23 protein-coding genes and 1 tRNA gene are annotated in these 22,536 nt (G+C 60.2%); 11 read left to right on the plus strand and 13 right to left on the minus strand.

The genetic code is table 11. From position 1 onward, the window contains the following. Nucleotides 1–291 precede the first annotated feature (291 nt). The 3 genes from gpt to FY112_RS20845 form a co-directional block, all read right to left on the minus strand. Nucleotides 292–786 (minus strand): xanthine phosphoribosyltransferase, encoded by a 495-nt coding sequence (gene gpt / locus FY112_RS20835; protein ID WP_003538759.1) that lies wholly within the window; start codon nt 784–786, stop codon nt 292–294. 181 nt (nt 787–967) lie between these two features. Beyond that, a complete protein-coding gene (locus FY112_RS20840; RefSeq protein WP_151519176.1) occupies nt 968–1,810 on the minus strand; it encodes a universal stress protein in 843 nt (280 codons plus the stop codon). A 108-nt stretch (nt 1,811–1,918) separates the two neighbouring features. Then, nucleotides 1,919–2,695, minus strand: a complete 777-nt coding sequence (locus tag FY112_RS20845) for a competence/damage-inducible protein A (protein ID WP_094086187.1) — start codon at nt 2,693–2,695, stop codon at nt 1,919–1,921. A gap of 286 nt (nt 2,696–2,981) precedes the next feature. Here FY112_RS20845 and wrbA point away from each other — a divergent pair, with 286 nt between their 5' ends. Both wrbA and FY112_RS20855 read left to right on the plus strand, forming a co-directional pair. Beyond that, complete coding sequence (gene wrbA, locus FY112_RS20850; RefSeq protein ID WP_003538774.1) at nt 2,982–3,578, plus strand: NAD(P)H:quinone oxidoreductase type IV; 597 nt, start codon at nt 2,982–2,984, stop codon at nt 3,576–3,578. 217 nt (nt 3,579–3,795) lie between these two features. Next, a tRNA-Leu gene (locus tag FY112_RS20855) sits at nt 3,796–3,880 on the plus strand. A 386-nt stretch (nt 3,881–4,266) separates the two neighbouring features. Here FY112_RS20855 and FY112_RS20860 read toward each other — a convergent pair. Next, a complete protein-coding gene (locus FY112_RS20860; RefSeq protein ID WP_151519177.1) occupies nt 4,267–4,641 on the minus strand; it encodes a VanZ family protein in 375 nt (124 codons plus the stop codon). A gap of 183 nt (nt 4,642–4,824) precedes the next feature. Here FY112_RS20860 and ilvA point away from each other — a divergent pair, with 183 nt between their 5' ends. The 4 genes from ilvA (at nt 4,825) to FY112_RS20880 (ending at nt 9,547) form a co-directional block, all read left to right on the plus strand. Next, entirely contained in the window at nt 4,825–6,075 is a 1,251-nt protein-coding gene (gene ilvA, locus FY112_RS20865) for a threonine ammonia-lyase (RefSeq protein ID WP_131717739.1), read from the plus strand. A 37-nt stretch (nt 6,076–6,112) separates the two neighbouring features. Then, nucleotides 6,113–6,439 carry an HlyU family transcriptional regulator gene (locus FY112_RS20870; protein WP_003538786.1) on the plus strand — a complete coding sequence of 109 codons (327 nt, stop codon included), beginning with the start codon at nt 6,113–6,115 and terminating at the stop codon, nt 6,437–6,439. 249 nt (nt 6,440–6,688) lie between these two features. Further along, complete coding sequence (locus FY112_RS20875; RefSeq protein ID WP_029873018.1) at nt 6,689–7,960, plus strand: GGDEF domain-containing protein; 1,272 nt, start codon at nt 6,689–6,691, stop codon at nt 7,958–7,960. A gap of 357 nt (nt 7,961–8,317) precedes the next feature. Continuing rightward, complete coding sequence (locus tag FY112_RS20880) at nt 8,318–9,547, plus strand: MFS transporter (protein ID WP_151519187.1); 1,230 nt, start codon at nt 8,318–8,320, stop codon at nt 9,545–9,547. A 57-nt stretch (nt 9,548–9,604) separates the two neighbouring features. Here the strand turns inward: FY112_RS20880 and FY112_RS20885 are convergent, their stop codons facing one another. Further along, entirely contained in the window at nt 9,605–10,381 is a 777-nt protein-coding gene (locus FY112_RS20885; RefSeq protein ID WP_151519178.1) for an SDR family oxidoreductase, read from the minus strand. A gap of 162 nt (nt 10,382–10,543) precedes the next feature. Here FY112_RS20885 and FY112_RS20890 point away from each other — a divergent pair, with 162 nt between their 5' ends. Continuing rightward, entirely contained in the window at nt 10,544–11,119 is a 576-nt protein-coding gene (locus FY112_RS20890; protein ID WP_151519179.1) for a TetR/AcrR family transcriptional regulator, read from the plus strand. A 47-nt stretch (nt 11,120–11,166) separates the two neighbouring features. Here the strand turns inward: FY112_RS20890 and FY112_RS20895 are convergent, their stop codons facing one another. Then, nucleotides 11,167–11,781, minus strand: coding sequence for an FMN-dependent NADH-azoreductase (locus tag FY112_RS20895; protein WP_029873022.1), 615 nt, complete (start codon nt 11,779–11,781; stop codon nt 11,167–11,169). Between the two features lie 139 nt (nt 11,782–11,920). On the opposite strand from FY112_RS20895, the gene FY112_RS20900 reads away from it, so the two are divergent. After that, nucleotides 11,921–12,889, plus strand: a complete 969-nt coding sequence (locus FY112_RS20900) for a LysR family transcriptional regulator (protein ID WP_151519180.1) — start codon at nt 11,921–11,923, stop codon at nt 12,887–12,889. 44 nt (nt 12,890–12,933) lie between these two features. On the opposite strand, the gene FY112_RS20905 is transcribed toward FY112_RS20900, so the two are convergent. Next, a complete protein-coding gene (locus FY112_RS20905) occupies nt 12,934–14,922 on the minus strand; it encodes a bifunctional 2',3'-cyclic-nucleotide 2'-phosphodiesterase/3'-nucleotidase (protein WP_151519181.1) in 1,989 nt (662 codons plus the stop codon). Nucleotides 14,923–15,100: 178 nt separating this feature from the next. On the opposite strand from FY112_RS20905, the gene FY112_RS20910 reads away from it, so the two are divergent. Beyond that, nucleotides 15,101–15,823: a hypothetical protein gene (locus FY112_RS20910; protein ID WP_017960115.1), complete on the plus strand. Its 723-nt coding sequence runs from the start codon at nt 15,101–15,103 to the stop codon at nt 15,821–15,823. Here FY112_RS20910 and FY112_RS20915 read toward each other — a convergent pair. The 3 genes from FY112_RS20915 to FY112_RS20925 form a co-directional block, all read right to left on the minus strand. Beyond that, the gene (locus tag FY112_RS20915; protein WP_151519182.1) at nt 15,793–16,197 is read right to left on the minus strand and encodes a PilZ domain-containing protein; all 405 of its coding nucleotides are present in this window, start codon (nt 16,195–16,197) and stop codon (nt 15,793–15,795) included. The two genes, FY112_RS20910 and FY112_RS20915, sit on opposite strands and share 31 nt — an antisense overlap. 84 nt (nt 16,198–16,281) lie before the next feature. Next, a complete protein-coding gene (locus tag FY112_RS20920) occupies nt 16,282–17,163 on the minus strand; it encodes a DMT family transporter (protein WP_131720545.1) in 882 nt (293 codons plus the stop codon). Nucleotides 17,164–17,342: 179 nt separating this feature from the next. After that, the gene (locus FY112_RS20925) at nt 17,343–17,804 is read right to left on the minus strand and encodes an Lrp/AsnC family transcriptional regulator (RefSeq protein ID WP_003538804.1); all 462 of its coding nucleotides are present in this window, start codon (nt 17,802–17,804) and stop codon (nt 17,343–17,345) included. Between the two features lie 156 nt (nt 17,805–17,960). On the opposite strand from FY112_RS20925, the gene ald reads away from it, so the two are divergent. Then, a complete protein-coding gene (gene ald / locus FY112_RS20930) occupies nt 17,961–19,079 on the plus strand; it encodes an alanine dehydrogenase (protein ID WP_017960118.1) in 1,119 nt (372 codons plus the stop codon). Nucleotides 19,080–19,095: 16 nt separating this feature from the next. On the opposite strand, the gene FY112_RS20935 is transcribed toward ald, so the two are convergent. Beyond that, nucleotides 19,096–19,605, minus strand: coding sequence for a DUF1203 domain-containing protein (locus FY112_RS20935; protein ID WP_017960119.1), 510 nt, complete (start codon nt 19,603–19,605; stop codon nt 19,096–19,098). Nucleotides 19,606–19,993: 388 nt separating this feature from the next. On the opposite strand from FY112_RS20935, the gene FY112_RS20940 reads away from it, so the two are divergent. Next, entirely contained in the window at nt 19,994–20,803 is an 810-nt protein-coding gene (locus FY112_RS20940; RefSeq protein WP_151519183.1) for a class I SAM-dependent methyltransferase, read from the plus strand. Nucleotides 20,804–21,093: 290 nt separating this feature from the next. Here the strand turns inward: FY112_RS20940 and FY112_RS20945 are convergent, their stop codons facing one another. Then, nucleotides 21,094–21,654: a GNAT family N-acetyltransferase gene (locus FY112_RS20945; RefSeq protein ID WP_017960121.1), complete on the minus strand. Its 561-nt coding sequence runs from the start codon at nt 21,652–21,654 to the stop codon at nt 21,094–21,096. Between the two features lie 5 nt (nt 21,655–21,659). Continuing rightward, a complete protein-coding gene (sseA, locus tag FY112_RS20950; protein ID WP_151519184.1) occupies nt 21,660–22,529 on the minus strand; it encodes a 3-mercaptopyruvate sulfurtransferase in 870 nt (289 codons plus the stop codon). Nucleotides 22,530–22,536 lie beyond the last annotated feature (7 nt).

Below are 22,536 nucleotides of genomic sequence, written 5' to 3' on the forward strand. Positions count from 1 at the left end.
TTCCTTGTACCGTATCGATCATTGCACGCTTTAAGCGCAATTTGACACGATTCGCACGCCCTGCAGCGCCGCGCGTCTTTTCAAGAGCCGCAAAGGACGCTGTATCACTTTGAATTGCTGCATAATTTCATCCTTCAATCGATTCCGATTGAAGGAATTAGGCCGCAGTCTATGAGCAAAAGATAAAATAGATGTGCAGATCCCGATAGCGGATTCAGCAAACCTCGCCGACAAAATCTGGAACAATTTCAAGTAGTAAATGCGAAGGTTGCGCGTTTTGATCGGTGGCGATCAGCCCGCGCTCTTGGCGATCGGCTCCTGATAGGTGAAGCCCATGTCCCAGGGGAAGTAGATCCAGGTATCCTGGCTGACCTCGGTGATGAAGGTATCGACGGTCGGCACGCCCTTCGGCTTGGCGTAGACGCAAGCGAAATGTGCTCTCGGCAGCATCGTGCGCACCTGTGCGGCGGTCTTGCCGGTATCGGTCAGATCGTCGACGACCAGCACGGTTTCGCCGCCATTTTCCATAAGTTCGGGCGCGATTCCCTTGAGCAGCACCATGTCGCCCTGGTTCACATAGTCATGATAGGAAGCGACGCAGACGGTCTCGATCAGCCGGATGTTCAGCTCGCGCGAGATGATCGCAGCCGGAACGAGGCCCCCACGGGTGATGCAGACGATAGCCTTGAACGTCTGATTCAAGCCGGCAAGCCGCCAGGCAAGGGCGCGCGCATCGCGGTGGAACTGATCCCAGGAAACGGGAAAGGCTTTATCGGGAAGGGACATCGGGCTGCTCCGCGGCATGAAAAAACGACACGCCGTTTGCCGGCGACCGGATGGGCTTGAAGCGGCGATTGGCAAAACGCAAATCGCGCAGCCGGAACTGCGCGAGATGGGGCCGAGGCTCGAAGCTGTCATCGGTCGCCGCAATTAGCGGGATTTGCCGGCAAAAGGCAAGAGCAGCCAATCAACGCGATAACAGGGTGAGCGCGGTCATCGATTGCAGCAAGGTCTTTGTCGTGCCGCCGAAGATCATCTGCCAGAGCCAGGAATGCGTATAGGCGCCCATGACGAGAAGATCGATGCTGCTGTCCGAAAGCCGGTTCTCGATGACATGCGATGCGCTCTTGTCCGCACTTTGCGCCGTCGAAAGCGTCGCCTTGACGCCATGACGCGCCAGCGTCGCGGCAATGTCGGCCCCTGCGGTCAGCGGCGATTGCAGCGCCGTGTCGGCCGGATCGACCGAAAAGATCTCCACCTCGTCGGCGGCTTTGAGGATCGGCAACGCGTCGAAGGTTGCGCGCGCCACCTCTTTCGAGCCGTTCCAGGCGATCAGCACGCGTTTGATCGGCTTCGGCTGGCGGATGATATAGGGGATCATCAGCACCGGCCGGCCGGTTTCGAAAAGAAAACTGTCGACGTCGACGTGGCTGTCGGAAGGTCTGGCCGGGTCGGCCTGCGATGCGATCAAGAGATCGGCGCTGCGCGCACTTTCGATCAGCGGTCCGGAGCCGTATCCGGTTGATGTGGCAAAGCTGCGCCATTCGAAGGAGGCGCCAGCCGCCTCCGCTTTCGCCCTGAAGATGCGCTCAACCGCAATCGTTTCGCTATGCGCCATGTCCTGCAGCGCCTGCACGGCAACGGGATCGGGGATTTCCATCGGCGCTACCAGCGGCACGGCGGAAATGATTTCGGCATGCAGGCCGATCACATGGGCGCCGCTTTCAGCAGCGATGGCAAAGGCGAAATCGGCAACCGCGGTACTATTGTCTGATGTATCGAGAATGGCGAGAATGGTTTTGTAAGACATATCAATTCTCCTTGCGCTGAAATGGCTTGCGCGAGGGAAGGAATGCGCCGGACCGTTCTCCTGTTCCTTGATCGGGATCAAGGATGGCTTCCAGTTCCGGCGTTGCCCTCAAGCCTCGGCGGAATGGTTTTCGGCGATGTCCTTCCTTTGGCGGATGGTGTCGATCATCGCCTGCACCTCGGCGCCGGCCGCATCGATTGCCGCCTGCGAGCGGCCGCGTACGACGATCTCGGTCGAGAATTTCTGGCCGATATAACGTGGGTAGGAACCGATGCTGGTTTCCGGATGTGCCTTCTGGATCGCGGTCAGCGGCGTGCCGATCTCGCCTTCGCCGTAAGGGCAGGCGATAGCGAGCGACAGCACCGGCGTGCCGGTTCGAAGCATCGGCAGCACATTGTCGACCATCGCCTGGAAGACCTGCGGCACCCCGGCCATGACATGGACATTGCCGATGATGAAGCCTGGGGCGGTCGAGACCGGGTTGGCGATATGCACGGCCCCTCGCGGCATACGCGCCATGCGCTGGCGCGCCTCGGTGAATTCCATCTCGCGGCGGCGGTACATCTCGGCAAGCAGCGTCATTGCTGTTTCGTCATATTCGCAGGGCACGCCGAAAGCCTTGGAGATGGCATCGGCAGTGATGTCGTCATGCGTCGGCCCGATGCCGCCCGAGGTGAAGACGTAATCATATTTGCCGCGAAGCGCGTTCAGCGCCTCGACAATCGCGTCCTCGTCGTCGGCGACGATGCGCACTTCCTTGAGGTCGATGCCGGAAAGCGTCAGCAAATCGGCGAGATGGCCGATATTTTTATCCTTGGTACGGCCGGAGAGAAGTTCGTCGCCGATGGCGAGCATGGCGGCGGTGACGACGATGTCTTGGCTCATGGGATGTTCCGTGATGTGAGGCTGGGGAATAGGTAGCGCCGTTCGCTCGCTTTGCAAACACCAGAGCATGATGCCGAAAAGTCCAGGCGGTTTTCGGACGACATCATGCGCTAACTCTTTAACTCGGGCGATGCGTCATTTTTGCCGAAATGAAAACCGCAAGCGAATTTTCGTCTCCGGGTGGTGAACACTGAGTTCTTGAGGGCAGGGCTGTGTTCGCCCAGGCGCGCTGATAGAAATCGCGTCGGGCACGAAATTCAACCCGATGTTTCAAGGAAGATAGAAGATGGCGAAGGTTCTCGTCCTTTATTATTCGGCTTACGGCCATATCGAAACCATGGCCTATGCGGTCGCCGAAGGCGCGAAGTCGGCCGGCGCCGAGGTCACCGTCAAGCGCGTTCCGGAACTGGTTCCGGAAGACGTCGCCAAGGCTTCCTATTACAAGGTCGACCAGGCGGCTCCCATCGCCACCGTCGACGAACTGGCGGACTATGACGCGATCATCGTCGGCGCCGGCACCCGCTTCGGCACGGTCGCCTCGCAGATGCGCAATTTCTGGGATCAGACGGGCGGCCTCTGGTTCGCCGGCAAACTCGTCGGCAAGCTCGGTTCGGTCTTCACCTCTTCGGCCACCCAGCACGGCGGCCAGGAATCGACCATTCTCGGCTTCATCCCGACCTTCCTGCACCAGGGCATGGTCGTTGCCGGCCTGCCTTATGCCTTCCAGGGCCAAATGGGCACCGAAGAAGTCAAGGGCGGCTCGCCTTACGGCGCCTCCACCATCACCAACGGCGACGGCTCGCGCCAGCCTTCCGAGATCGAGCTGGAAGGCGCGAAATACCAGGGCGCCCACGTCGCCAAGCTGGCTGCCAAGCTCGCCTGATCTTTGACGCTGAAATAATGAAGGCGCGGCGGGCATGGGGCTCGCCGCGCCTTTTCTGTTTTTTCCCACGAGAGACTGGCAGCCTTCATCGGCGACGGCTTTCGGGAGGGAAATGCCTGGCCGATCATTCGTCGGTGCTGCCGGCAAAACAGGCATGATTTTTACGCCTCGCGGCTCTTCCCATCGCCCATGACGCAAGATATTGAAAATGCCGCAAGCGGGCGTGGCGAAACTGGTAGACGCAAGGGACTTAAAATCCCTCGGCCTTGGCTGTACGGGTTCGACCCCCGTCGCCCGCACCACCTTCATAATCCTGTTTGAATATGCCTGTATTGAATCTGCTTGTATATTGTGCATAAAAGCAAGTTATCGCTTGACAAAGGAATGTCCGGCGTAACGATTGCGCCGCGACAGTTGAGTAAGGGTTGTCTTGGGGAGTAAGACGATGGTTTACGATTGGAGTGGGACTAAGGTTCGGCGCATCCGCATCTTCAAGACCAGTGTCGCACTTGTTCTGGGGACTGCGATAGCCGCGATACCGCTGTTCTTCTGGGCAATGCATTTGCAGGGTTTCTAGAGCGTCCTTAGCGCGTCTAAGAAGACGCGCTAAGGACGCTCTATTACTTTCGATCTGGACAGATCCCGAATTCGATTTTCGGGATTATGTGCGGTCTTTTCCTGATGGTGATCATCGCTCTGTGAGCGGAAGCGCGTTTGGCGCTTTGGTCTCGCGCCACCTGTTGATCAGCCAGCCGGCCAGCAGCCCGAGGGCTGCGCCCGCTGCCTTGATGCCGGCATCGTGCAGGCGCGGATGGCGTGTTGGTGCGAAATACTGCAGATATTCGATGGCGACTGCACCGGCAATCAGCAGCACCGCCACCATCTTCCACTGTTTCGGATAGGCGAGCGCGAAGGCGATGCCGACGAGAACATAGGCGCCCCCGCGATCGGTATCGACCGTCGTGACCGTTTCCGGCCTCAGCCCGATCGGCGAAACCGTGACGAAGAGGATGAGGGCGAGCAGCAGCCAGGCGAGCGGCCTTGCAAATTTGAAGATCATCATGGCTTCATATTAGTGGCTTGGCTTTTCATTGACAGTTAAAATCAGTTCATCTGCCGCCGATTTCGCGATTGGCTTAAGAAAGGCTTTCCCGGGAGAGAACCGGAAATGGCCGAAACGGGCTTTCTTTTGCCGGTCCCGCTATGCCATAGCGGCAGCGGTTACTCATGAGAATGGACCACGCCCGTGACGAGACTTGATGTCGAAAGCGCCGAAGAGGCAATGCGCAGCCTGTTTCCGGCAACGCCGCTGCAGCTCAACGATCATCTGTCGGCCCGCTACGGTGCCGATATCTGGCTGAAGCGCGAGGATCTGTCGCCGGTGCGCTCCTATAAGATTCGCGGCGCCTTCAATTTCTTCCGCAAGGCGATCGGGCAGGGTGCTGCCGGCAAGACCTTCGTCTGCGCCTCGGCTGGCAATCATGCCCAGGGCTTTGCCTTCGTCTGCCGCCATTTCGGCGTGCCGGGCGTCGTCTTCATGCCGGTGACGACACCGCAGCAGAAGATCGACAAGACCCGCATGTTCGGCGCCGAATTCATCACCATCCGGCTGTTTGGCGACTTCTTCGACCAATGCTACCAGGCCGCCCGCGAACATGTGGAGGCGATTGGCGGCGTCATGGTGCCGCCCTTCGACCACGCCGACATCATCGAAGGCCAGGCGACCGTCGCCGCCGAAATCATGCAGCAGCTGCCGGAGGGAACAGTGCCGGACATGGTCGTCCTGCCGGTTGGCGGTGGCGGACTGGCCGCCGGCATCACCGGCTATCTCGACGGCACCGTGCCGAAATCGGCTTTCGTCTTCACCGAGCCCGCCGGTGCGCCGAGTCTTAAGCGCAGCATCGAGGCGGGCGCGGTGACAACGCTTGCCAAGGTCGACAATTTCGTCGATGGCGCTGCAGTGGCGCGGATCGGCGACCTGAATTTCGCCGCTCTTCGTGAGTTCCCGGCAAGCCAAGTGCAACTCATGCCGGAGAACGCCATCTGCGTTACCATTCAGGAAATGCTGAATGTCGAGGGCGTCGTGCTGGAGCCGGCCGGTGCCTTGTCGCTGACGGCGATCGCCGCGATGGACGGCCAAGCGATCCGCGGCAAGACCATCGTTGCTGTCGTATCCGGCGGCAATTTCGATTTCGAGCGTCTGCCTGACGTAAAGGAAAGAGCCATGCGTTACGCAGGGCTGAAGAAATACTTCATCCTGCGGCTCGCCCAGCGCCCCGGCGCGCTCCGGGATTTCCTCAATCTGCTCGGCCCTGACGACGATATCGCCCGCTTCGAATATCTGAAGAAATCGGCGCGTAACTTCGGCTCGATCCTGATTGGCATCGAAACCAAGGCGCCGGAGAATTTCGCTCGGCTGATCGGAAATTTCGAAGCAGCCGGCATGGGTTACGAGGATATCACCGAAAACGAGATCCTCGCCAATCTGATCATTTGACTTGGCGACAGCGATACGGTCGTGCTAAAGGCGGAGCATGGCTTCGTTCATTTCAAATATCTTTTCGATGTTCTCCGGCGGCGGCAAACCGGCTTCGGAGGCGGCAGGCCCTTCCGGCGAGCCGCAGCTTTACGGCGATTGCACGATCTATGCCGAGCCTCGCAAGGAAGGCGGCCAGTATCGCCTTGCCGGCCGCATCGAAAAGAAGGTTGGCGACGAGGTACTGGTGCGCAATTTCATCCGCGCCGATCTGTTTTCCTCCTCCGATGACGCGCTCGAATGCACGGTGCGCAAGGCGCAGCAGATCATCGATCAGCATGGTTCGTCGCTCTTTGGCGACGGCGAGAAGCTTCGTCAGGTTTGAAATAGATACCGCCGGACAGGTATTTGATGCCGGCCACAATTATTCTTGTTTTTCAATCGCCTGATTTGGACGTCCATCGGCGAGCGATCCTGCTCACGCAATCTTAAAGGATTGCGGTGAAAGGTATCGCCTGCAGGATTTGCGGGACGCCCTCGTGTTTGACTTTTTCGGACGATCGACCAAAGGATCCGCTGTCGCGATCGTCGCGCCGGCAGGGTGCTGGGGGCTGATGTCCGGAGCCGAGGTCTCATGATGGAGACACTCAACCTCGCTCTCTTCGTCGTCGAAGCCATCGCCTATTTCGTGCTGATGGTGACGCTTCTGCATTTCCGTCACCGGCTCGGTCTCGGGGTTTTCCTGACGGCGCTCGGCGTCATGCATTTCATGGAGACCTATCTGGCGGCGGTCTTTTACGTCTCGCTGCCGTTCGGGGATGTGTCGCCGGGCTCATCCGTCTTCTTCTCCGGCAAGCTGATGATGATCCTGATGCTTTACCTGCAGGAAGATGCCGCGACGGTGCGCCAGCCGATCTATGGTCTTTTCCTCGGCAACCTGCTCACCGTCGGTATTGCCTGGGTGCTACAACTGCACCAGCCGCTGCAGATATCGACCAACCACACACCCGATGTCGATTTTCTCAAGGAGATGGGCTGGCTGATGGTCTGGGGCACGGCGCTGCTCTATGTCGATTCGCTCGGCATCATCCTGCTCTACGAAAAACTCGGCGATTTCTTCCGCCGCCGCGTCGTCCTGCGTTTCCTGATTTCGGGCTTCGTGCTGCTGACCTTCGACCAGATCGGCTTTTTCGCCGCGCTGCATTACTTCCTGGATGTGCCGATCGCCGCATTCTGGGGCGGATGGAAGGCGAAAATGCTTGCCGTCTGCCTCTACGCGGCGATGTTCGCATTCTATGAATATCGTATTCGCCGTATCGGCGCAGCCGGGTCCGCACGTTCGATCAGCGACGTGTTCGGTGACCTGACGTTCCGCGAGCGCTACAACGATCTTCTGGAGCGCACCGGCCGCGACATGCTCACTGGTGTCTACGATCGGACGCGCATGGAAATGGAAGCGCCGCTGATGCTGCTCGAGGCACTGAAGCAGGGGTCATTCGCCACCGTCCTCATTATCGACGCCGATCACTTCAAGGATGTCAACGACGGCTACGGCCATCTCCAGGGCGACGAGGTACTGAAGGCGATCGCCGCCCGATTGGGCACGACGTTGCGCTCGAGCGATCGCGTCTTCCGCTTCGGCGGCGAGGAATTCGTTGCCGTCTGTCCAGGCACCGATCACGAGGAAGGTCTGCTGCTTGCCGAGCGCCTGCGTTGGACGATCGCGACCAGCGTCAAGACGCCGGATGACACGCCGATCACGGTCAGCATCGGCGTTGCGACTGCCGACGAGGATGGCGTCGATTTCACCGCCGTGCTGACGGCTGCCGACGGCAGGCTCTATGCAGCCAAGAAGAGCGGCCGCAACTGCGTCGTCGGCCGCTCGGGCGTGGTGAAACTCAGTTAGCCCGTGGCTCGGGCTGACCCAGTTAACCCGACCAACTCAGTTGGCCCGGCTGGCCTCGATTGAGGCTCTTTCCCCGTTTGGCTGAACTCGGCCAGCCCGTAGGTATTCCTCGTGAATTCGTATCGATGCTGATGGTGCGCAAGGCTGCGGACTTCGGGAGCCGCTTCCTAACGTCGATCGATGCAGTGCGTCGGTCGGGGATGTTGAAGATGTTGCTTAAATCGAAACATTTGTCTGCCTATGTATGTATTTTCAATACGTTATGAGCAACATAAAAACGGCTTGTTCGCAAAATTCAAACGTGATCTCCATGGCGGAAATATCCCAGATGAGTTTTCCTGCGAGGGGCGCGGAGACATGAGTGATTCAATTGCACGGAAGAAAGTCGATGGCGGCGAGTTTACCGTTTTATGTATCGGCGGGTTTCTTCTTTCGATCGCTTATGGCGTGACCTTTCTGATCCCGGTGCTGGTTGGCCAGCGTGGCGGCGACGAGGCGCTGGCCGGCCTGATCATTTCGGCTGCGACTGTCAGCACCGTCATTCTCGTGATCCTGTCCGGCCACATCGCGGATGCCATCGGCTCGGCGCGGGCGGTGGCTGTCTCGGGATTGTTTCTTGCCGCGTCAGCGCTGGGATTTGCCATGGTTCCTGCAGCTGGGCTGAGCCTGATGGCGGTCGGTTTCATCCTCGGCATAGGCTGGGGCACCTTCTATGCGCTCGGACCCATTCTGGTCGCCGCGATCGTCGAACCCGAACATCGGATCAGGTTTTTTGCCCTGCTTTCAGGATCGATGATGTCGGGCATCGGCGCCGGACCGATCATTGGCCGCATTGCCACCAGCTGGTCGATGCCGATCGAGGCGGCCTTCGTATTTGCGTTCCTTTCCAGTCTCGCCGGCGGTGCGCTTTACTTTTGGCTCCACCTCCGGCTGACCAAGGCCGGCAAAATCCTGCCCCATGTCAACAAGATCTCATTTGGCGCAGCGCGTGAGGTGATCGGTTCGCGAGCCATCTATTCCATCACTATGGTCGGCATCGGTGGAGCGATTTTCGGTGGATTGTCCAGCTTTCAAACCAGCTACGCCAAGGCGCATGGGTTCGATTACTCCCTGTTCTTCATCGGCTTCATGTCCGCCGCAATTCTGAGCAGGCTGTTCGTGGCGGGATATGTGGTCAAGAAAGACCCACTCTATTCGCTTGTGGTCCTGACAAGTCTGACGCTGGCATCGATCGTGCTGTTCCTGATGCTGACATCAAATCAGCTTGCCTATCTGGGAGGCGCAGCGATGCTGGGGGTGGGCTATGGCTTGACTTATTCCGTCATCAACGGCCTGGCGGCTAATGAGGCTCCCGCCGGCCTTATGCCGCAGTCGCTTTTGTTATTCTCGCTCGCCTATTCCATCGGCGTCTTCGGCTTTCCACTGATCGCCGGCAATCTGATCGTTTCCTCCGGCATCCAGACCATGCTCTGTGTCTTGCTCCTGCTTGCCGTCCTGAATTTGGCAATCGTCCTCTTTCGTGTTGCCCACCGTGCAACGCAAGAACGAAACAAAGCATCCGTAAGAGACAATACAAGCACTCTATGACGGGTGACCGAGGTCGGCGAGGGGCCGGGCAAGTTTGACCTGCCCAGCCCGGCTCATTCAGGCAGCGCGGAAGATCTTGGCGCCGGATGGCGCGCTCGTCATGCCGCCGTCGACGGTGATCTCGATGCCGGTGACATTGGCCGAATCATCCGAGGCCAGATAGAGCGCCGCCTTGGCGATTTCGTCGGCTTCGCTCATGCGGCCGAGCGGGCTCATGCCGCCGATGCGCGCTTCGAGCGCCGCCATCGCATCTTCTGTCTGGGCCATCGGCGACCAGATCGGCGTCTTCGTGCCGCCGGGCGTCACTTGATTGACGCGGATGCCGCGCGGCGCGAGCTCGGATGCCATATTGCGCGTCATTGCCCGGACTGCCGCCTTGGTCGCCGCATAGGCCGACCAGCCTGGAGCGCCGAGCACGGCATGCACCGAACCGTTGAGGATCACCGAAGCGCCGTCATTGAGATGCGGCAGGGCTGATTGCACGGTGAAGAAAACCGCCGTGAGATTGGTGCTGATGATCTGGTTGAACTGCTCTGGCGATGTCTCGCCGAGCGGCGTCGCGCCGCCGATGCCGGCATTGGCGAAGACGATGTCGAACTTGCCGACCTTTCCGGCGGCTTCCGCAAACGCCTTCTCGGTGGCGGCGGCATCGGTGACGTCGACCTTCAGCGCCAGCACGCCGCCCCCGAGCGCCTTTTCGGCAGCCGCGAGCGTTTCCGGGTTGCGGCCGGTGATCACCACCTTGGCACCCTCGTCGATGAAGACCCTGGCGGTCGCAAGACCGATGCCGCTGTTTCCGCCGGTAATCAGGGCGACCTTGTTTCTTAGACGCATGATTCATGCTCCTCTTGGAATTGGCAACGATCTGGATTATGATCGTTATCTACAAGGATTATGATGATAATCCACATGAGTCAAGAGAAGCATGATGCCGAAAAGTGTAAGCGGTTTTCGGCCGACATCATGCTCATTCGATTGGTGCCGGGGAGATGTCCGATGGGGCGTTCGCAGTTGGAGAAACAAAAGACGCACGAGAAGATTGTCCAGATCGCGTCGAAGCGGCTGCGCGAGGAGGGGCTCGACGGTATTGGCGTCGCCGATCTGATGAAGGAGGCCGGCCTGACCGTCGGCGGCTTCTACAAACATTTCTCCTCCCGCGACGATCTGGTCGCCGAGGCGATCCAGTCCGCTTTCGATTCATGGGGACGCAAGCTGGAGGCCGAGGGGGTGAACCCGGCGGAGATGACGGCCGCCGATGTCGCCGATCGTTATGTCAGCGCCTATCATCGCGACAATCCTGGCGAGGGTTGCCCTTTCGCAGCGCTGACCTCCGACATATCCCGCAGCGGCGAGAAGGCGCGGGGGATCGCGACGGACGGGCTCCGGCGCAATTTCGCGTCATTGGCGAGCAAGGCTGCGGGAGCGGACGAAGGGGAAAGGCGGCGCAAGGCGATCATGGCCTTCGCGATGATGGCCGGCGGCGTCGGCCTTGCCAGGATTTCGTCCGATGAACAACTCTCGGCCGAAATCCTGGCAACGGTCCGGGATTTTGTCGCCGATATCGACAAATGAAAAACGGCCGGCAAAGGCCGGCCGTCGATGGAGCATTTGGGAGCCGATCAGGCCGCCAGTGCGATTTCCTGGACGCGCGACTTGGCGGCGTCGATGGCCTTTTCGGCAGCTTCCGGACCGAAGGCCAGGCCTTCGACATAGATGGTCTCGATATCGCTGATGCCGAGGAAGCCGAGAACCGACTTCAGGTATGGCACGGCATGGTTCAAAGCGGCGGCCGGCCCCTGCGAGTAGACACCACCCGAGGCGAGCACCACATAGACCTTCTTGCCTGTTGCGAGGCCGACCGGGCCGCTTTCCGTGTACTTGAAGGTCAGGCCGGCGCGGGCGACGTTGTCGATCCAGGTCTTCAACGACGAATAGATGTTGAAATTGATGAGGCCGGTGCTGATGACGATCGTGTCGGCGGCGAGCAGCTCGTTGACGAGTTCGTCGGAAGTCTCGACGGCTGCGGCTTCCTCAGCGGTGCGGGCCTCTGCCGGTTTGCGGATTGCGCCGGTGAAGAGGTCATCGATGTGCGGCAGCGGGTTGGCGGCAAGGTCGCGGCGAACGACGACGCTGCCCGGGTTCTGGCTCTTCAGCTTTTCGGCGAGATCGACGGCGATCGGCGTCGAGAGCGATTCGGCACGCGGGCTGGACGTCAGAAGAAGGATGGACGACATGGTGCATTTCCTTTCGAATGGGATTTGACGGCCCGTTGCTGGGAGGTGAGCCGCAGTCTCGATGAGGAAAATAGGTCTGGCCTGCTATCGAAAAAACGGTGATAATGTCGATCGAAACTATCGATGGAATGGATAGAAGATGCTGCCGAACCCGACTCTGGACCAATTGCAGGTGTTTCTGACTGTTGCCGAGACCGGCAGCTTCTCGGCCGCTTCACGGGCGCTGAACCGTGCCCAATCGGTCGTCAGCTATACGATCGCCAATCTGGAAGCACAGCTCGAAGTCCCGCTTTTCGAGCGCTCCGGCGCGCGTCAGCCGAAGCTGACGGAGGCGGGCAAGGCGATGCTGGAGGATGCGCGGCGCATTCTGGGCGATCTGCAAGTCATGCGGGCGCGCGTCAAGAGCCTGAGGGAAGGGCTCGAGGCGGAGGTTTCCGTCGCCATCAGCGTCATGGTGCCTTCGCGAGCCCTGGTGGACGTCCTCCGCGAATTCCGCGAGATGTTTCCATCCGTTTCGTTGAGCCTCAATGTCGGTGAGCTCGGAATGGTCATGGATCTCGTCCTCAGCGGCAAGGCGACGATCGGGATTGGCGGCGCGGTCGTCAAGCAGGACGATTCGATTGTCACGGAGCGTATCGGTCATTCCTTCATGTTGCCGGTTGCCGCGCATAACCACCCGCTTGCCGGAATCGGCCGGCCGCTGACGCTCGGCGACGTGCGCGAGGAAGTGCAACTCGTCGTCACCGATGCGTCGGGACGGACGAAGGGGCGCGATTTCAACGTTCTCTCCTACAAGACATGGCGCGTCAGCGATATTGCGACGAAGCACCAGCTCATCAGGGCCGGCCTTGGCTGGGGCGGCCTCCCGGCTTCCGTGATTCATGACGATCTGACGAGCGGCAGGCTCGTTCATCTCGATCTGGATGCCTACGAACAGGGGGAGTATCCCATATATTCGGTCCGTCAGCTCGCCAACCCGCCCGGACCTGCCGCCACCTGGATGATCGACGCGTTCCGCACGCGGCTTTCCGCCTGCCCGAGCCAAGCCGATTTCCATGCTCAGATAGCGGAACTGCAGGACGCTGGTACGCCGCTCGCGGCCGAATGACGAAGGCGCGGGTGCGCCGCGCCTTCGCTGATACTGTCTTCCGCCTAAAGAACCAGCCTGAACTTCGAGAAACCGTCGGCCCCTTCGCCGGCATCCTCGATCTTGACGCTCTTCACCTCGGCGAGGAACTGCTTCGCCTTCGGCCCGCTCTCGAAGGTCGCGGTCGTGCCCGGGAGCGGCTTGAAGGTCCAGTTTGCGTCGGCCGACGGATTGATCGTGCCCTGATCATGGATATAGCGGACGATGACGTCGCGGTTGGTATCCGGTGCCTGGAAGATCACCTTGTCCGCGGTGATCTCAGGGAAATTGCCGCCGCCGCCGGCGCGGTAGTTGTTCGAGACGACGACGAACTTCTGGGCCGGGTCGATCGGCTTGCCGTTGAAGGCGAGGTTCTGGATGCGGTTGGCGTCCGGATTGATCGGCTTGCCGGACGAATCATATTTCGGCGGCTGCGACAGGTCGATCTGGTAGGTGACGCCGTCGATCACGTCGAAATTGTAGGACGGGAAGTCGTTGTTGAGCAGCGCCCCATCCTTCGAGCCGGCCTCGATGTGATTGAACATGCCGGCCGACATTTCGAGCCAGTTCTTCACCTGTGCGCCGGTAATGGCAACGGCCTGCACCGTGTTCGGGTAGAGATAGAGGTCGGCGACGTTCTTGATGGCGATATCGCCGGCCGGAACATCGGTATAGTAGTCGGCGCCGCCGCGACCGCCGGCCTTGAAGGGGGCCGCCGCCGAAAGCACCGGCAGATCCTTGAATTCGGTGTCGGCGAGCATCTGCTTGATGTACCAGGTCTGGGCTTGGCTGACGACCTGCACCGAGGGGTCATCGGCAACCAGCGCGAAATAGGAATAGAGCGGTGCGGAGGTCTTGCCGACCGGGGTGCGGACATAGGCAAGCGTCGCCTCATGCTCGGCCTTGGCGGCCTCGACCACATCCTTCTTGTCGGCGTAGTCGGCAACCACCTTCTTCTTGTCGTCGCGATGGAAGATCGGCCGTGCTTCCGAGGTGAAATCGACGATCCTCCAGCTATTGCCGTCCTTTTCGAGCAGCAGGTCGATAAGGCCGAGATGTGAGCCCCAGAAGCCGGCCATCACGGCGGGCTTGCCATGCAGCGTGCCCTTGACGGGATCGGCATTGGCCACACCGTCCCAGCTCTTCGGGCCGGGGAAGACGAGATGCTGGTGGCCGGTGAAGATCGCGTCGATCCCGTCGACGGCGGCGAGATGCAGCGAGGCGTTTTCCATCTTTTCGGACGGTGCGCTGCCGTCGATGCCGGAATGCGAGAGCGCAATGACGATATCGGCGCCGGCTTCCTTCATGGCGGGAACCCAGGCCTTGGCGGCATCGACGATGTCGCGCGTCTGTGCCTTGCCTTCGAGGTTCTTGATGTCCCAGAGCATGATCTGCGGCGGTACGAAGCCGATGAAGCCGATCTTGACGGGGCTCTCATTGCCGGCGCCATCCTTGATCTGCTTTTCGACGATGATGTAGGGCTTGAAGAAGAGATCGTCCTGCTTCGGGTCCGAGGCGAGCTGGCCCTTGGTCAGGTTGGCGCAGACGAAGGGGAAGTTTGCGCCTGCCAGGACCTTGAACATGAAGTCGAGGCCGTAGTTGAACTCGTGATTGCCGAGCGTGCCGACCGTATAGCCGAGCGTGTTCATCGCCTTGATCACCGGATGGACGTCGCCGTCCTTCATGCCGTGCTGATAGGCCATGTAATCGCCCATCGGATTGCCCTGCAGCACGTCGCCATTGTCGATCAGAAGCGAGTTGACGGCCTCTGCGCGGATCTCGTCGACAATCGTCCCGGTGCGCGACAGGCCCATCGTGTCGTTCGGCTTGTCGGCATAATAGTCATAGGGGAAGACGTTGACGTGGATGTCGGTCGTTTCCATCAGTCTGAGATGGGCCTGGTTGGCGTTGGCGCGCGCGCTGAAAGGATGCAGCAGCACCAGGGCGGAAGTGGCGGCGAGGCCGCCGAGCAGGGAACGGCGGCTCATCGCGCCAACATCGAAAATGGAAGACATGGAGATTCTCCTAATAGGGATCATGCATCGTCCGGCCAATCAGAATTAGGACGATTTGCCGAGGAGTACACCGTGAAAATGACAGAACGGCAAAACAATCCAGCGGGAAAGCGGCATGGTCGTGAAATGCAATTTATGGTACAGTGGTAATAGCTGGAACCATTGGGGAGATGGCATTATGAACAAGGTCGTTATCGCTTTGGTCGGAGGTTTCGGAGGCATCGCACCCAGTCTGGTCGACAAGGCGCAGGCGCTCTACAGCGGCGATGTGGAGAAATGGCTGACGACGACGGCAAACCCTTGGATCTCGGTTGCCTGCGCGCTTGCAGCCATCGTCGTCTTCTTCATTATCGGCGGCGCTATCGCCCTGATCTATCGCGAACAGCAGTTGCAGAAGGCGCTTCTTCTTGGCATCGGCGCACCGGCTCTGATCATGGCCGCTGCACAGGGGAGTGCAGCCAACCCGAGGCCGATCGAGGTCAGCTCGGCCGCCAGCCTGTTCGGCATCGTCGGCGTCGCCCATGCTCAGGACGGCACTCGCTCCCTGCCGCCGCGGGTCGAATTGAAGGTCAATCCCGGCTGGACGCAGGGCGAATGCCAGACCTGCGATATCAAGTTCCTCGGCGGAGACGGCCAGATCATATCAAGCGAGCCGCTCTCCAGCAGCCAGGCGCCTGGCGCGGTCAACGTGCCGCTCGGCACGGAAACGATCCTGCTGTCCGGCGCCAACGCCAATACCGCCACCGTCGACGTCAGGAACCTCGGCGCCAGGCTGCCGCAGACGCAAGGTTCGGTCACCCTCGACGTCAACGTCAACCGCAGCTACTGGAACGATCTCAGCCGCTCATTCGGCGCCAAGGCAGTGCAGCCTTACGATTTCAGCGTCGACGTTGCCAAATGAGGCATCCGGTCGCTATTGGTGCTGGCTTTGGCCAGCGGGCGTACCGCCAGCACCGGCCGCATCTCCTTATGGAAAAAGCGGAAATAGGAGGAGATCTGCGCCCGCGCATTCGAATTCACGTCGAACTGGATGCCGACGCGGCCATTGTGCTTCCAGCGGATGATACCTTCGAGCAGCCCGAGGTTTTCGGCCTCGATGCGCACCTTGCTGCCTGAGGCGGCATGGAGCGGCCCCTTCATCTCCAGGGCGGCACCGGTTGGCGATAGGTCGAGGATGCGGGCATCCACCTGGCTGTTCAGGTATTTGACATGGCCGAAAACGCGGCAGTTTTTCCGATCAGTCTTCCGGGCCGTGATTTTCAAGTTGCGGGTCATACTGTCTCCCTTGGTATAGCGAGGGAGCATAGCGCCGGAAAATTGAAATGGTTTTAGGGGCTTGGCTAAAATTGCAGTGAAACATCAATTGGCAGCAGTGGCCCTGCTTCCGACCACATGCTCGCGCCAGACGGTGAAAATGCCGGCGGCAACCACGATGATCGAACCGATGATCGTGTTGAGACTGAGCGTTTCGTCATAGACCGCCATGCCGATGACCGAGGCGTAGACCAGTGATAGATAGGTCAACGGCTGGACAGCGGCGGCATCGAGAACATCATAGGCGCGGATCAGGAAATAATGGCTGGAAATGCTGGTGACGCAGACGAGCGCCATCCAGCCCCAGTCACCCGACGACATCCAGCTCCAGTAGAACGGTCCGATGAGTGTCATCGTGACGCCGCCGACGACGCCGGTATAGAAGAAGCTGGTCATCGACGAATCGTCGCGGCTGACCAGACGGGTGGCGATGACGTAGAAGGCGAAGTTGAAGCAGGAAATGACGGCGAGAAGCAGCTTCACGTCGAAAAATTCGCCTTCCGGCTTGAGGATCAGCAGCACTCCGAAAAGTCCGGCACCGATCGCTGCCCACCGCCGCCACCCGACCCGCTCGCCGAGGATCGGCATCGCCAGCAGCGCGATCAGGATCGGCGTCGCGGAAAAGATCGCCTGTGAACGGGCAAGACCGATTATCGCAAAGCAGGTGATGGCCAGTACCACCTGGACGGCAAGCAGCACGCCGCGGGTCACCTGCAGGAGAGGGCGTTTGGTGCGGGCGGTCGCCTTGATGCCGCCGCGCATCTTCGAAGCGAGGATGATCGTGAAAAGCGCAAAGGCCCAGTAGCGGATCATCGTCACGAAGATTGGCGGATAGGCCGTCGCCAGATGTTTCGAGATGGCATCCTGCAGGGAGAAGATGGTGATCGCCAGCAGCGCGAAAATATAGCCTTGGGTCTTCGATGTCATGATTTGCCATTACTGCATAATTTCACCCTTAAATCGATTCCGATTTAAGGGTGAAATTATGCAGAAGTCCAAAGTGTTACAGCGTCCTCTGCGCGTCTGAAAAGACGCACGGCGCTGTAGTGGGAAAACGCCTGCGCGCACCAAAAGTCTGGGCAGGCTTTCGGCAAAGATGCAAGGCCTCAAAGGCCGACATTCGGCTTGTCGATGATTTCTCTGAGCGCGAAGCTCGAATTGATCTTGACGACGTGGGGCAGGGCCGACAGCCAGTCGCGGTGGATGCGCTCATAGTCCTCGAGGTCGCGGGCTGCGACCCTGAGGATATAGTCGTATTCGCCCGACATCAGGTAGCAGACGAGCACGTTCGGGCAGAGCTTCACCGCTGCCTCGAATTCCGCCAGCGTCTTGGCGAATTGGCCGGAGAGCGAGATATGCACGATGGCGATCATCTTGTAGTCGAGCGCCTTGTGTGAAAGCCGCGCATGGTAGCCGCCGATGACGCCGCTTCTTTCCAAGATGTCGAGCCGGCGCGAACAGGCCGAAGGCGACAATCCGATCCTTTCGGCAAGCTCGGCATTGGTGATGCGGGCGTTTGCCTGCAATGCCCGGAGAATCGCAAGATCGATGGTATCGAGATCGGCCATTCGAAGAACCTTCGAAGAAAGATAGGAGAGGCGCAATAATCGCCGAAAAATCGCGTCTTCGCAAATCGTCTTTGCAAGGACATTTCACTGCCTTGATGGTTGGATTCATCATCTGAAAAAATCCGCGGCCGCGGAGATAAAATGAGAGGAACGCGCATGCGTGTCGGTTGCCCGAAGGAAATCAAGAATCATGAATATCGCGTCGGCCTGACGCCGGCTTCGGTGCGCGAATATGTTGCCCATGGCCACGAGGTCTGGGTGGAAACCAAGGCGGGCGTCGGCATCGGCGCTGATGATGCCGCCTATGCCGCGGCCGGCGCCAAGATCGCCGCCTCCGCCAAGGATATCTTCGAAAAGTGCGACATGATCGTCAAGGTGAAGGAGCCGCAGCCCGCCGAATGGACGCAACTCCGCGACGGTCAGCTTCTCTACACCTACCTCCATCTGGCGCCGGATCCCGAACAGACCAAGGGTCTCATCGCCTCGGGCGTCACCGCGATCGCCTATGAGACGGTAACCGACGAGCGTGGCGGCCTGCCGCTGCTGGCGCCGATGTCGGAGGTCGCCGGACGCCTGTCGATCCAGGCTGGAGCGACCGCCCTGCAGAAGGCCAATGGCGGCCTCGGCGTCCTGCTCGGCGGCGTGCCCGGCGTGTTGCCGGCCAAGGTCGCGGTCATCGGCGGCGGCGTCGTCGGCCTGCATGCGGCCAGGATGGCTGCCGGCCTTGGCGCCGATGTCAGCATCCTCGACAAGTCGCTGCCGCGACTGCGCCAGCTCGACGATATCTTCGCAGGCCGCATCCACACGCGTTATTCCAGCATCCAGGCGCTGGAGGAGGAAGTCTTCTCGGCCGATCTCATTATCGGCGCCGTGCTGATCCCGGGCGCTGCCGCTCCGAAGCTGGTCACACACGAGATGCTGTCCGGCATGAAGAAGGGCTCCGTCATCGTCGACGTCGCCATCGACCAGGGCGGCTGCTTCGAGACCTCGCACGCGACGACCCATTCCGATCCGACCTATGAAGTCGACGGCGTCGTGCATTATTGCGTTGCCAACATGCCGGGCGCCGTGCCAGTCACCTCGGCGCACGCGCTGAACAATGCCACATTGGTTCATGGCCTGGCGCTTGCCGATCGCGGCCTGCGCGCTATCGCCGAAGACAAGCATCTGAGGAACGGCCTCAACGTCCACAAGGGCCGCATCACCAGCAAGCCGGTCGCCGACGCGCTGGGCTACGAGGCTTTCGCGCCGGAGAGCGTGCTGAACGTAGCGTGAGAGACCTGACTATAGGTCAGATAGAAGGGCCGGTCTCCACAAAGGCCGGCGCCTTTACCTTGTCGATCCGGCATTGGAAGCAGTTGTTGCGCGCCGAGCGCACATGCACATAGGCGATATCAGATCGTCCCAGCAGCTCTTCGCTATAGGCCGGAATATCGCCGACAGCAGTCACCGCGCCGGTGCCGTAGACGATGCGGTCATTTTCGTTATAGCCGCGGACGATGAAGTCACGGCTCGTCGTCAGCACCGGCGGCATGATCTCTTCGGCGGCATAGCGTGCACAAGGTTGCTTGTGCAGGAAGACCGGGCCGGTTTCGGCATAGGGCTGCAGCTCGGGGAAGGGCCGGTAGGCGAAGACCAGCAACGCCTCGCCCGCATCGATATTTTCGAGGCAATGGCGGCAGGGATGACCGGGACCATCGGAAACGATCGTCTCGGGCAGCCTGTCATAGGCGTCGCTGCCGCCGTTCCAGAGGAGTTCGGCGTCGATCGTCGGCATGGCGACAAAACGAATGGCGGTCATGGCAGATCTCCTTTGTGATTGCCATGAAATGCACCCGGACGAGTGTGCAAGCCACCCGATTCTTGCGCGCCGCAGGCAATTGGGCGATCGAGAGAAACGCGGAATATGCTTCGTCCTCAAAGCGCACGCTTCCACCCTCCGCGTAACCTCAGACACTGCGGGAGTGCGGTCACCACGGGTCGTCCCCAAGCGGGTCGATGTCTGTCATGGACCAGCTTTCTTCTCGCGGTGGACTGTTGTCGGCTCGATCGTGTCTACCGTCGCCGCCGGGTATGTATGGCGTCTTCATACCGTGGTACACGATCGGGTGGCACAGGATCGGGCCGCTGCTCGGTTTTGAGAGGGTGCGCTGGCTGGCGGCCTCACGAATTTCGGTTTGGAGGGACAAATGGTGGCCGAGGAAGCAGCATTGAACTTCGCGGACTTCTATGATGCCGAGCTTGCTCTTCACAACGCGCATTTTCGGGTCGCCGCCGCGGTCGGGCGGTCTGATCGTGTGCTCGATATCGGCTGCGGCGCCGGACAAACCACACGTGACGCCGCTCGCGCTGCGGAAGCAGGACGGGCGCACGGGATAGACCTGTCCGCCACGATGCTGGAGATTGCCCGTCGGCGCAGCGCCGAGGAGGGATTACCGAATGCGACGTTCGAACTGGCGGACGCACAGAACCATGTCTTCGCAAAAGGGGAATTCGACCTTTGCATCAGTCGATTTGGCGTCATGTTCTTCGCCGATCCGGCGGTGGCTTTCGCCAACATCGCCAACGCCGTACGCTCGGGTGGGCGTTTTATTTTCATGGTCTGGCAGGGCAGAGACCACAATGAGTGGGCGACCGCTATACATAAGGCGCTTGATCCGGATTCAACCGGTCCGGTTGCGGCCAGCAAAGCCTTTTCGCTGAGCGAACCCTCGGTAACGTCTGGACTGCTCGAAACGGCAGGGTTCACTGCCATCGAGTTTCGTGAAATCAACGAGCCTGTGTTCTACGGTCAGGATCCCGAGACTGCATTGGCGACGATTCAGACATTTGAAAATGTGAAGAACGCCCTCGATCGTCCCGCCACGACAGCCGAAATACGGGCGCGGCTGCTCGACATGCTGGAGGAGCACCAGACACCCCACGGAATTCAATTCGATTCGCGCGCATGGCTGATCACCGGCCGCCGGTGCGGCGACAGTCCCCCGCGCGTCAAGTGATTTCCGCTCAGCGTGAATGTCGGCTTTGGGCCAAGCCGATATGGCTGGCATTTGCTATCGAATTCCGCAAAACTGCATGACGAAAAGGAGAAGCCGATGCCCGATGTCGATCTCGGCTGCTGGCGCAACAGAATGCAGAAATACTGGAAGAGCTGAGAGCCCTGCGGCGGGAAGTGGCGGAACTGAAGGAGTCGGGCCGCACGCTCGATTTTGAGCGCCGCAACGATCCGCGCCGCCCGAACAGCCTGACGCAGCGTTAATCAGCTCTGCTTACGTCAGGAAGGCATCCGTCAGCTTTTCCGCGCAAGCTCCAGAAGTTCCTTGTCACTGAGCGGCCGGACGATGCCGGTGCCTGTCGAAACCGGGGAGAAGCCGTACATCTGGTAGAGCTGCAGCGCACGCGGATGGTCGAGGTTGTTGGTGGTGGTGGTAACCCGCTTGGGATTGAGCGACCAGATGGCATAGAGCGCCTGCAGCAGGAACCATTTGCCGATGCCGAGACCGAGTGCATGTTCGATCAGGCCGAAATGGCTGAGCTCGATCATATCCTCGTCTTCGCAGAAATATTCGTAGAAGCCGGCGGGCGCGCCGTTCACGTAGAGAACGCTGATATTGTTACGCTTGTCGTTCAGCGTCTCGGCAAGCTGCTCGTCGCTCATGCGCAGCCGATCCACCCATTGCCAGCGCGCGCCCACCTGCCGGTAGAGATAGCGGTAGAAGGGCAATGGGATCTCGGGAGCGCGCATGATCGCCGTCTGGATGTTGACGGGCACCGGCATGCTCGCCTTCGGCGGCGCCGTCATTTCGAGCCGGGTGATGTGAGCTTTCAGCGAAGCGGGTGCCTTTCCCATGGCGATCAGACTTTGACCGGCGTCGGCGGACCGGCGACGATGGGCGTATCGTCACGGCTGCCCCATTCGCTCCACGAGCCGTCATAAAGCTTGTTGTCGTGATGGCCGAGCGATTCCAACGCCAGCGTGATGATCGCGGCGGTGATTCCCGAGCCGCAGGAGGTGACGACAGGCTTTGAAAGATCGATGCCTGCATCCTCGATCGTCTGCCTGAGTTCGGGCAGCGATTTGAAACGGCCCTGGCTGGCGAAGACGCCGGAGGGCAGGCTGCGGGCGCCGGGCATATGGCCGGAACGCATGCCGGCACGCGGTTCAGGTTCGACGGCGGCGAAGCGGCCGGCGCTGCGGGCATCGGCGATCTGCATCGCGCCACTGGAGACGATATCGCGCATCGTATCGAACGTCACCACGCGGCTTTCGTCGAAGTCAGGCGTAAAGGTCGCCGGCACAGGATTGGGTGTTTCGGTTTCAAGTGGACGGCCCTCGGCCTTCCAGCCGTCGAGACCGCCGTCGAGCACGAAGACGTTTTTCGCGCCCATCACCCGGAACAGCCACCAGACGCGCGGCGAGGCGAACAGGCCGATACCGTCATAGACGACGATCCGATCATTCTCGCTGATGCCGAGCCGGCCGACTTCAGCGGCGAAATATTCGGGCGAGGGGATCGCGTGCGGCAGCGACGTCGAATGGTCGGCGATCTTGTCCTGGTCGAAGCGGATGGCGCCGGGAATATGGCCGGCCGCATATTCGGCATCGGCATCGCGCTTCTGCGCCGGCAGATAGAAGGAAGCGTCCAGCACCCGCAGATCAGCTTTCCCGAGCTCGGACTGCAGCCAGTCGGCCGAAACGACGAAACGGCTCTTGGTCTCACTCATGATGGTC

The organism is Rhizobium sp. PEPV16, from assembly GCF_008919455.1.
Taxonomy (GTDB): Bacteria; Pseudomonadota; Alphaproteobacteria; order Rhizobiales; family Rhizobiaceae; genus Rhizobium; species Rhizobium leguminosarum_Q.